This is a genomic window from Pseudemcibacter sp., from assembly GCF_965661635.1.
Classification (GTDB): Bacteria; Pseudomonadota; Alphaproteobacteria; order Sphingomonadales; family Emcibacteraceae; genus Pseudemcibacter.
The window spans coordinates 1-10,285 of record NZ_CBFIEP010000018.1 but is presented as its reverse complement, the minus strand read 5'-3'; the positions used below and the strand labels follow the sequence as shown (position 1 = coordinate 10,285).

Sequence of the window (10,285 nt, the reverse complement as noted above, 5' to 3'; positions counted from 1 at the left end):
AGCTTTCCGCCTTCTGTTCCAAGTGATACGGATTGTTCCGGCATATCATTTGCAATATTCGCAATTTTTTCAGCACGGGTATCTGTCATCAATTGGTGGTTTTTTGGATCATATGAAATATGTCCACTATCATAATCTTTTTCGATACCGCCAATACGGTGCAGCAAACCTGGCGTACCCGGTTTAACCCAAGGACGCGCCAATGTTTCTGGATCACGTTTAAAGGGATGGAAATCTTCCGTATCCGTGTGATGTTTTACAGGAAATTTTTCAAGCTTATTAATATCCGGTAATTTCCATGGTTCGGATGCGTTACCGATATAACCATCAGAAAGCACCATAACTGGTGTCATATATTTAGTCGCAATTCGAACCGCTTCAATACCAACATCAAAACAGTCTTGTGGATTTGATGTCGCAAGAACCACAATCGATGTATCGCCATTACGACCCCATACCGCTTGGAATAAATCGGATTGTTCCGTTTTTGTCGGCAGACCGGTTGACGGCCCCGCACGCTGAACATCAACAACAATAAGCGGCAATTCCGTACTGATCGCAAGACCAATTGCCTCAGTCTTAAGCGCGATGCCAGGACCAGAACTTGATGTTACACCAAGGTTACCGGCAAAAGATGCACCAATTGCGCCACAAATGGCCGCAATCTCGTCTTCCGCTTGGAAGGTCATGACGCCAAATTCTTTTAATCCGGATAAAGTATGAAGCAATGTTGATGCTGGCGTAATTGGATATGAGCCAAGCATTAATGAAATGTCACCAAGTTGTGATCCCGCGACAAGCCCCCATGCAAGCGCCTGATTGCCGTTAACGGTGCGATATTCTCCGGCCTCTTCTACTTCATGCTTACCAATACTATAGCGACGCAGTTCACCGGACACTTCGACCGTTTCACCATATGCATGTCCCGCATTAACGGCCGCGATATTGGCTTTCGCCACATCGGGTATCTTTTTAAATTTTTGCTCTAACCAATCCGTGATCGGCTTACGGTCACGACCAAACATCCAAAGAACAAGCCCGAGTGTCCACATATTTTTAGAACGAAGGGCATCCTTTTTTCCAAGGTCAAATTCTTTAACGGATTCAAGCGTCATCTTGGTGATATCAAGTTTTTGAACCTGATATCCATCAAGGGTGTTATCTTCAAGCGGATTACTATCATAACCCGCTTTATCAAGGTTACGTTTATTAAAGGCCCCTTCATCAAGGATAATAATGCCACCTTCTTTTAATCCTGCAAGACTGACTTTAAGCGCGGCTGGGTTCATCGCAACCAATACGTCCGGCTCGTCGCCTGCCGTTGAAACTTCAACGGAACCAAAGTTTATTTGAAACGCACTAACACCGAATGTTGTGCCAACAGGGGCGCGAATTTCAGCCGGAAAATCGGGAAACGTAGATAAATCGCTTCCTTCGAGCGCGGTCACGACTGAAAATTGAGTTCCAGTAAGCTGCATTCCATCACCGGAATCACCGGCAAATCGGATACATACGGAATCCATTTCATCGAAATTTCCAGCAGGTGTTTGCACGTTCATACTCTAGTCCTTATTCAGTAAAAATAACATGATCTATATATAGTTACTTTTTTCACAATTTCACGCATAAACTTAATGCATAAATTATTTGCTGTTCATTTAAACGAAAAACCATTATTTATCAACCAAAGTTCGCTTAATTTGCCACACATTTCTTTTTTAGAACATTACCATAAGTCATTATAAAATGTTAGAAGACAACCATAATAGCAAAATTTCACGTGAAATGTGGCAAATCGCCGTACCGGCCGTGCTTGCAAACCTTTCGACACCGCTTCTTGGTTTAAGCGATAGTTTTATTATGGGCCATATGCCTCATGAGCGATATTTGGCCGCGGTTGCCCTTGGGTCTATATTTTTTTCAATCCTTTATAACGGTGTTAATTTCCTTCGCATGGGCACTACTGGATTATCGGCGCAAGCTTACGGCCGCAGCGATGATTTATCCTTAAATCAACTGTTCATACGTGGATGCATCAGTGCCGCGATTATCGGTCTTTTATTCATTGGTTTACAGAACTTATTAGCGCATTTTTTCTTTATGTTTATGGCCGCGGAAGAAAGTGTCACGTCCCTCACCGCATTATATTTTTCCATTCGTATCTGGGGCGCACCATTTGCCTTAATGAATTATGTGGCCTCTGGTTGGCTTCTTGGCATTGGGCGGGCACGCGAAGTGCTTTATATCCATCTATACATGAATATAAGTAATATACTTTTGAATTTCTTGTTTGTTTATAGCTTCGATATGACAGCAGACGGTGTTGCCCTTGGCACCGTACTATCAGAAACAAGCGCTTTTGCGGTCGCCCTTTATTATGTATTACGAGAAAACAAACATAATTCAAAACTTCCGCTACTTGGGGCAGATACACTTACTCGCATTATGGAATTATCTGCGTTCAAGAAACTCTTTTCCTTAAACCGCGATATATTTATTCGCACCATGTGCTTAACATTGACACTTGCTAGCTTCACTTTGCTCGGCACCCGCTTTGGTACAGAAATTCTTGCGGCAAATGCCGTCCTAATGAATTTACAGCATATGACATCTTATGGCCTTGATGGTTTCGCGCAGGCCGCTGAAGTTTTGGTCGGTAAAGAAATCGGCCGCAAATCAAAAGTAAAGCTTCGCGCGGCCGTGATTATATCCAGTAAATATGCAATCCTTACCGCTCTTGTCTTTACACTCTTTTATTATTTCTTCGGTGAAATACTGATTAATGCGCTTACTAATATCGAAGTCATCCTCACCATTTCATACGATTATTTGATTTGGGTAATCATATTACCAGTCTTATCAATCTGGAGCTTCCAACTTGATGGTATTTTCATTGGCGCCACAGCCGGCAGCGACATGCGAAACGGCATGATTATATCCATGATTACTTATGTTGTCTGTATTTATACCCTATTGCCGCTCTATCAAAACCATGGCCTTTGGGCAGCCTATGCCATCTTCATTGTTATGCGCGCCTTAACCTTAGCCGTGAAATACCCATCCATAGAAAAACGCGCCATATAATATTTGAAAAACAACATTTTTCTCGCTATAATTTTCAAGTAATCAAATTTGGGGGAAATGATGCTCAAAAAAATCCTTATTTTTTCAATTTTACTAATGTCTTCTGCCTTTGCTGACGAAGCAGCGGATAAGGCAGAGTTTAAAAAACTTTATGCTGAGTTCAATGACCTATATGCAAATTCAGAAGATATAAAACCGATTATTGAGGTAGCCACAAAACTATATGAGATAGCGCCAAAAACGTATGGCAGATTTCATATGAATACGGCCGTTGTAACTTATAACCTTGCAGCGCTTTATGATGAGGCAGGAGGTACACACGCGAATTCTTCAGAAAGAAAAGCAGTAGAATTATATAAAAAATATTTTAAAATACTGGACCGTTTAAATACACCAAAAGACGCATCTTATCTTGAACAATACAAAAATTTTGTCATAGCAGAGTTTAATAATTTTAACGTATCCTCAAATCATAAATACGCAGAAAATGCATTAAAATTAGCCTATTCAATCAACCTTTCAAGTTTAGAAATTGCCGATTTTGAATATTTAATCGCCTATCAAAGATTTATTACCGAAGAATACGAAAAAGCATTACATGATTTCATGAAGGCAAAAGATTATTACATTCATGTATATGGTGAGAACAATGCAAAGGTAGGACGAAGCATTCAATATATTGCAACAATAAATCTAAAGAATAATAATTTTGAAGTCGCTGAAGAAAATTACTTGAAAGCTATTGATATATATCAAAAAATAGAACCACAAATTTATAAAATGACTAATGATGCATTTCTAGGTTTGTCCAGCATTTATTTACAACAAAAAAGATTTGATGATGTCGACACGCTTCGATTACATTTAATTGAAACAGGTGCATACGCTGATGATTTAGAGTATTTACCTATCGTAAGATTCAATCCATCCTATCCCTCGGTTGCAGCAGAAAATGGATAAGAAGGCTGGGCGTTAGTTTCTTTCACAGTAAATACTGAAGGAGAAACAGAAAATGTTATAATTTTAAAATCTTCCCATAAAATGTTTGAAAAAAATTCAGTGAAAGCAGCCGAAAAATATCGCTATGTTCCGCGTAAAGAAAACGGAAAAAGAGTGCTCGTTCATGATGTAAAAGTTAGAATTGAATACAAATTAGCTTCATAAATCTAAAAAATACTAATCCTAAATCAATCCGGCCAGCGGTGATGATGGATCGGCGTAAAGTTTCTTTGGCATGCGGCCACTTAAATAAGCGTCCCTGCCCGCTTTCACGGCATTATTCATCGCGCGCGCCATTCTAATGGGGTCTTTGGCTTCGGCGATCGCCGTGTTCATAAGTACCGCATCACACCCAAGTTCCATCGCCTGTGCCGCTTCGGATGCGGTTCCGACGCCCGCATCAACGAGCACGGGGACATTTGCCTGTTCCACGATAATACGGATACCAACAGGGTTTTGAATACCCAGTCCCGACCCAATTGGTGCGCCAAGCGGCATAATCGCGCAGCAGCCGATGTCTTCAAGAATTTTTGCCTGAATTGGGTCATCATTACAGTAAACCATAACCTGGAACCCTTCTTTGATAAGCGTCTTCGCCGCTTCAACGGTTGCCGGCATGTTTGGATAAAGCGTTTTTTGATCGCCAAGCACTTCAAGCTTCACCAGATCCCAACCGCCCGCTTCACGAGCAAGTCTTAATGTGCGCACCGCATCGTCCCCGGTAAAGCATCCTGCCGTGTTAGGAAGAAACGTATATTTTTTCGGATCCAAATAATCGACGAGCATCGGCTCACCCGGATTTGAGATATTAACGCGGCGCACAGCCACGGTGACAATTTCCGCACCCGATGCCTCAACGGCTAATTTTGTTTCATCAAAATCTTTATATTTACCCGTACCAACGATAAGGCGAGAATTATATTCTTTGCCCGCGATTGTTAATGTGTCGCTCATGTCTTTTTTAAATCCGTTTTATTATATCTTCAGCCACCACCAATGAAATGAACAATTTCTAAGTTATCACCATCACCAACCGTTACATCGCCAAATGTAGTTTTGGGAACGATTTCGCGGTTATGCTCAATGGCAACTTTGTCATGTTCAATTTCAAACTTTGACAATAATTCAAGAAGAGGTAAAGCCTCTTTTAAACTATGTGTGTCGCCGTTTATGGTTACATTTATCATCATTAATGCCTTTAATTTCATAATGACTGTTTTCAAATCACATTTAAAGTATTATATACATATCTAACGATAATAAGTCAGCAGGGAAATATGACAAAATCGATATTGGTGATTAATGGTCCCAATTTAAATCTTCTTGGGACGCGCGAACCAGAAATATATGGTGCTGAAACCCTTGACGATATCAAAGATAACATGACGGCTAAGGCTGGGAAACTAAATTTATCCATCGATTTTCGTCAAAGCAATATCGAAGGTGAGATCGTCAATTGGATACAAGAAGCCCGAGAAAACCATGATGCCATCGTGATTAATGCTGGTGCCCTCACCCATACATCGGTTGCGATAATGGATGCACTCCTTGCCGTTGACACACCCTGCGTCGAAGTACATTTATCAAATATTTTTAAACGCGAAGAATTCCGCCATCATTCCTATATATCATCCGCCGCTGTTGGGATGATCACCGGGTTTGGTGCGGTTGGATATTTAATGGCGGTTGACGCCGTTTCTGATATACTTTCTGAATAATTCAACACAAACCATAGTAAATAATTAAAGGATTACACATAATGGCAAAAATGCAAGTAGACACAAAGTTAATTCGTGAACTCGCTGATATGCTTAATGACACCGATTTATCTGAAATCGAAGTGGAAGACGGTGAACGTAAAATCAAATTATCACGAGGTGGATCTATGGTCCAAGTCGCCGCACCTGCGGCAGCACCAATGGCGGCACCTGCTGCTGCTCCTGCGGCAGAAGCGGAAGCACCCGCAGAGATTTCACCTGCCGATCATCCAGGAACAGTTTTCTCGCCAATGGTTGGTACTATATATACATCGCCTGATCCAACAGCGGACGTATTCATCAAAGTGGGTGATAAGGTTGCGGCTGGTCAAACAATCCTTATTGTTGAAGCAATGAAAGTGATGAACCAGATTCACGCTGCGAAAGCCGGAACGGTAAAATCTATCTTTGTTGAAAACGAGCAGCCGGTAGAATACGGCGAGCCACTCGTCATAATAGAATAATGGGTGTAAATAATGATTGAGAAAGTCCTAATCGCCAATCGCGGCGAAATTGCGCTACGAATACACCGGGCCTGTCATGAGATGGGCATTAAGACGGTTGCTGTTCATTCTACAGCAGATGAAAGTGCAATGCATGTTCGTCTCGCGGACGAAAGCGTATGCATCGGCCCACCACCATCGGTCGATAGTTATTTGAATATCCCGGCCATAATGTCAGCCGCCGCAATTACCGGTGCTGATGCCATCCATCCGGGTTATGGTTTCTTATCAGAAAGCGCAAAATTCGCAGAAATAATTGAAAAGCACGGCATTAAATTTATTGGCCCAACAGCGGATCATATTAATTTGATGGGTGATAAAATTTCAGCAAAAGATGCAGTCGCAAAAGCCGGCATTCCCATTGTTCCAGGATCAGAAGGGGAAGTCAGCGAATTTAAAGATGCAGCCATAGTCGCACAAGGAATTGGCTATCCAGTGATCGTGAAAGCGGCCTCAGGTGGTGGCGGTCGAGGAATGAAGATCGTCCATAACGAATCTGAACTTGAACTTGCGGTTAGCTCCGCGAAAAAAGAAGCTGCGGCTGCTTTTGGTGACGGTACTGTTTATCTTGAAAAATTCCTTACCACGCCGCGTCATATTGAAATACAAATTCTTGCGGATACCCATGGTAATGTTATACACCTTGGTGAGCGTGATTGCTCGCTTCAACGTCGCCATCAAAAAGTATTAGAAGAAAGTCCATCACCCGCCCTTAACGCAGAAGCACGTGATGCTATTGGCGAAGTTTGCCGTAAAGCGGTTAAAAAATTAGGGTATCGCGGCGCAGGAACCATTGAATTCCTTTATGAAAATGGTGAATTTTATTTCATTGAAATGAATACTCGTATCCAGGTTGAGCATCCGGTCACGGAAATGATAACCGGTATCGATTTGGTAAAAGAGCAAATACGTATCGCTGATGGTCTTGAACTTAAATATAAACAGGAAGATATTAAATTTTCCGGTCATGCCATTGAATGTCGTATTAATGCCGAAGATCCATATACATTTATGCCGTCTCCTGGACAGGTTAAAGATTATCATACGCCGGGTGGCCTTGATGTACGTGTCGAAAGCGCACTTTATGCGCGCTATCATATCCCGCCACATTATGACAGTATGATCGCAAAGCTCGTTGTTCATGGGAAAACCAGAAACGAATGTTTGATGCGTTTACGCCGTTCATTGGAAGAATATGTAATTGATGGCATTAAAACCACAATTCCACTTCATCAAAAACTCATTCGCGAAGATGATTTCATCAACGGCGATTATAATATCCATTGGCTTGAGAAATATTTAGAAAAACTTAATGCCGAATAATCGGATATTTTTATAAAAATTAATTAAGGAGGAGACTTATTTGTGAACATCACACCTGAGCTCCTCCTTAGTGCTTATATGCAGGGCATTTTTCCAATGGCGGAAAGTGCCGATAGCGATGATGTTTTTTGGGTTGATCCTGATGAACGCGGTATTTTCCCACTTGATCAATTCCATGTACCCAAAAAGTTAGCAAAAAAAATTAAGTCTGAACCCTTTAAAGTTCGAATTAATACAGCCTTTCAAGAGGTCATGTTAAAATGTGCTGAACCCACCGATAATGTTGATAGGCAAAACACTTGGATAAATAAAACGATACTTACCCGTTATAATGAACTTCATGAAATGGGATATGCTCATTCTGTTGAATGTTGGCAAGATCAAGATCTTGTTGGTGGCTTATATGGCGTTTCGCTTAATGGTGCCTTTTGCGGTGAAAGCATGTTTCACACGGTCACCGATGCCAGTAAAATAGCCCTCGTCTATCTTGTTGCGCGTTTAAAGGTTGGTGGATATAGATTGCTTGATACACAATTTGTGACAGATCAACTTAGTCAATTTGGGGCTATTGAAATTTCCAGAAAAGAATACCGTGCCCGTTTAAAAGAAGCGCTTCTCGTTGAGGATAGTAATTTTTATTCAATGTCAGAGGAGGCGGACGGGTCAACCATCTTACAATCGGTAACCCAAACATCATAAACCGCATGTTCAAGCGCAGAAATCGCAGGGCTTGATGCAAACATCCAACCTTTAAAAATTTCAGTCGCAACATTGGTTTGCCCATAATCAACCACTTCAATAAAAGCGACAGATTCAGGGGTTTCTTCCGGTGGGTTTGATTGGCAGCTACGCATAGTAATTTCCAACGTTCCAAATTTTACTTTTTCATCCCGACTGATTTGAATAGTCTCGAGCTTAGCTGTTATTTTATTTAATGCCCCAAGGGTTACAACTGGGACCTCTTGCGCGAGAGCACTGCTACTACCTAGTATAATAAATAATGATAATTTTTTTAATGTCCGGCTGAGCATAATGCTTACTCTTCTGCACTGCTTCCTGCAAAAGTACTTAGCAGGCCAAGAAGATCAACGGCGCCTTGCGTTTCGATGATTGTGTCACCATTTTCTAGCATCACATCACTGCCACCAGGATCAAGTACTAGGTAATTACCGCCAAGTAGTCCTTCGGATGTGATTTTTGCAAATGTATCTTCAGGAAGGTCAATAGATGAATCGATATTCATTTCAACAACGGCTTCATATGTTCTTTTATCAAGTTCACTGCCAACTATGGTACCAACTTTAATACCACTAATTTTAACTTCACCGCCTGTTATCAATCCATCAATTTTATCAAAATTTGCATAATAAGTTGCATCATACGTGGAACCAACACCAGCGTTACTGAATGCAAAATAAAGAAACCAGACTGTGATTAAAAGAACCACTGCGCCCATCATTGTCTCAACAACACTGTTTCTCATTTAGTCACTCCTGAATATTTATAAATCAATTACCGGGTGTCCAGGCTTCATAGTCACCCGTCGATGGTTTACGCACACCACCTTCTGTTAATGCACCACTTGGTGAATAGGCGTGAACTGTTCCTGTTTGATTAGGAAGATGTTCTTTTTCCCAGCTTTTCTTAGTACGCGGTTTTTCAAGTGGCGTATAATCAACGATTTTGTGAAGCCAAGCATGCCAGTCAGGCTCAATGCTAGACGCTTCGATTTCACCGTTCCAAATGACCCAACGTTTTTTACCGTCTTTAGAAGTATAATATTTATTGCCTTGGCTGTCTTCGCCAACATTTATACCTTTAAATTTTGTGTGGAGTAATGTGCCGATCGTTGCCACATGCCACCATGCGAAAATACGTTTAATTAAAGAAACCAACATAATCATCTCGTTTATTGTTAAATTGCTTATCCTTTCTATACCCCGAAGGGGGCATAAGAACAACCTTTAAAGCAATTCAAAGAACCACAATTTTATTTTTCTAGGGTACAATGATCTCAAAGCGTGACTATATTAAGGCATCACTTTCATGTTGATCTCAAAAAACCAATATTGCGTAAGCTTTTAACTAAAAGACACCTGAAAATACTAAAACCTCGGCGACTCATCAAAGCACTACATCTAGTTTATTAAATGTTAGTCAACCACAAAATATATTAAAAATTGCTTTGTTGATACAACCATTTCCGTTACAATTCACATCAGTATCAATCATAAATATATAAAATAAATTCAGTGCCCTTTTAATAAGAATTTTAGATAAATTTTTAAGGCTCTGATTTTAAGGCGGAATAAAATGAAAATTCAACGTTGCTACACAAAAACAGATAAATCAGCTTATGAAGATATAGCTTTTAGAAGAGCAGATAGCGAGATTCGTAATCCTGATGGCGAAGTAATATTCGGTTTAAAAGGGTTCGAAATTCCAAAAGATTGGAGCCAAGTGGCATCGGATATCATTGCGCAAAAATATTTCCGTAAAGCCGGCGTCCCTTCTCGCCTTAAATCAGTTGAAGAAAAAGGCGTACCAAAATGGCTGTGGCGAAAAGAAGCCGACTTAGAAGCACTTGAAAAACTACCTGAAGGCGAAAGATACGGTCCA

Annotated in this window: 13 protein-coding genes and 1 pseudogene; 8 read left to right on the top strand and 6 right to left on the bottom strand. The window is 40.8% G+C overall.

Annotated features, from left to right (window positions below; genetic code table 11):
• Positions 1–1,559: 2-oxoacid:acceptor oxidoreductase subunit alpha (locus tag ACTF6W_RS01400; RefSeq protein ID WP_438992752.1), on the bottom strand; the 1,559-nt coding region annotated here is incomplete at its 3' end.
• A 187-nt stretch (positions 1,560–1,746) separates the two neighbouring features.
• Between ACTF6W_RS01400 and ACTF6W_RS01395 the strand changes: the two genes are divergently transcribed.
• From ACTF6W_RS01395 to ACTF6W_RS01385, 3 genes and pseudogenes are all read left to right on the top strand, one after another.
• Positions 1,747–3,084 (top strand): MATE family efflux transporter, encoded by a 1,338-nt coding sequence (locus ACTF6W_RS01395; protein ID WP_438992751.1) that lies wholly within the window; start codon positions 1,747–1,749, stop codon positions 3,082–3,084.
• A 60-nt stretch (positions 3,085–3,144) separates the two neighbouring features.
• Positions 3,145–4,044: a tetratricopeptide repeat protein gene (locus ACTF6W_RS01390; RefSeq protein WP_438992750.1), complete on the top strand. Its 900-nt coding sequence runs from the start codon at positions 3,145–3,147 to the stop codon at positions 4,042–4,044.
• Between the two features lie 12 nt (positions 4,045–4,056).
• Positions 4,057–4,248 (top strand): annotated as a pseudogene (locus ACTF6W_RS01385) (energy transducer TonB); the annotation flags it as partial.
• A gap of 18 nt (positions 4,249–4,266) precedes the next feature.
• On the opposite strand, the gene ACTF6W_RS01380 reads toward ACTF6W_RS01385, so the two are convergent.
• Both ACTF6W_RS01380 and thiS read right to left on the bottom strand, forming a co-directional pair.
• On the bottom strand, positions 4,267–5,037 hold the full coding sequence (locus ACTF6W_RS01380) for a thiazole synthase (RefSeq protein WP_438992749.1): 771 nt from the start codon (positions 5,035–5,037) through the stop codon (positions 4,267–4,269).
• 29 nt (positions 5,038–5,066) lie between these two features.
• Complete coding sequence (thiS, locus tag ACTF6W_RS01375; protein WP_438992748.1) at positions 5,067–5,291, bottom strand: sulfur carrier protein ThiS; 225 nt, start codon at positions 5,289–5,291, stop codon at positions 5,067–5,069.
• A 69-nt stretch (positions 5,292–5,360) separates the two neighbouring features.
• On the opposite strand from thiS, the gene aroQ reads away from it, so the two are divergent.
• Genes aroQ through aat form a run of 4 tightly spaced genes read left to right on the top strand, consistent with a single transcriptional unit; the run spans position 5,361 to position 8,365 of the window.
• A complete protein-coding gene (gene aroQ / locus ACTF6W_RS01370) occupies positions 5,361–5,801 on the top strand; it encodes a type II 3-dehydroquinate dehydratase (RefSeq protein WP_438992747.1) in 441 nt (146 codons plus the stop codon).
• A gap of 50 nt (positions 5,802–5,851) precedes the next feature.
• Positions 5,852–6,304 carry an acetyl-CoA carboxylase biotin carboxyl carrier protein gene (gene accB, locus ACTF6W_RS01365; RefSeq protein ID WP_438992753.1) on the top strand — a complete coding sequence of 151 codons (453 nt, stop codon included), beginning with the start codon at positions 5,852–5,854 and terminating at the stop codon, positions 6,302–6,304.
• A gap of 12 nt (positions 6,305–6,316) precedes the next feature.
• Positions 6,317–7,666, top strand: coding sequence for an acetyl-CoA carboxylase biotin carboxylase subunit (accC, locus tag ACTF6W_RS01360; RefSeq protein ID WP_438992746.1), 1,350 nt, complete (start codon positions 6,317–6,319; stop codon positions 7,664–7,666).
• A 42-nt stretch (positions 7,667–7,708) separates the two neighbouring features.
• The gene (gene aat, locus ACTF6W_RS01355; protein WP_438992745.1) at positions 7,709–8,365 is read left to right on the top strand and encodes a leucyl/phenylalanyl-tRNA--protein transferase; all 657 of its coding nucleotides are present in this window, start codon (positions 7,709–7,711) and stop codon (positions 8,363–8,365) included.
• On the opposite strand, the gene ACTF6W_RS01350 is transcribed toward aat, so the two are convergent.
• The 3 genes from ACTF6W_RS01350 to ACTF6W_RS01340 are packed head-to-tail and all read right to left on the bottom strand — an operon-like array spanning position 8,302 to position 9,564.
• Positions 8,302–8,697 (bottom strand): DUF2155 domain-containing protein, encoded by a 396-nt coding sequence (locus ACTF6W_RS01350; RefSeq protein ID WP_438992744.1) that lies wholly within the window; start codon positions 8,695–8,697, stop codon positions 8,302–8,304. The two genes, aat and ACTF6W_RS01350, sit on opposite strands and share 64 nt — an antisense overlap.
• A gap of 5 nt (positions 8,698–8,702) precedes the next feature.
• Positions 8,703–9,149 (bottom strand): outer membrane lipid asymmetry maintenance protein MlaD, encoded by a 447-nt coding sequence (gene mlaD / locus ACTF6W_RS01345; protein ID WP_438992743.1) that lies wholly within the window; start codon positions 9,147–9,149, stop codon positions 8,703–8,705.
• A gap of 25 nt (positions 9,150–9,174) precedes the next feature.
• Positions 9,175–9,564 carry an NADH:ubiquinone oxidoreductase subunit NDUFA12 gene (locus tag ACTF6W_RS01340; RefSeq protein WP_438992742.1) on the bottom strand — a complete coding sequence of 130 codons (390 nt, stop codon included), beginning with the start codon at positions 9,562–9,564 and terminating at the stop codon, positions 9,175–9,177.
• A 415-nt stretch (positions 9,565–9,979) separates the two neighbouring features.
• Between ACTF6W_RS01340 and ACTF6W_RS01335 the strand changes: the two genes are divergently transcribed.
• On the top strand, positions 9,980–10,285 hold a 306-nt coding region (locus ACTF6W_RS01335), incomplete at its 3' end, for a hypothetical protein (protein WP_438992741.1).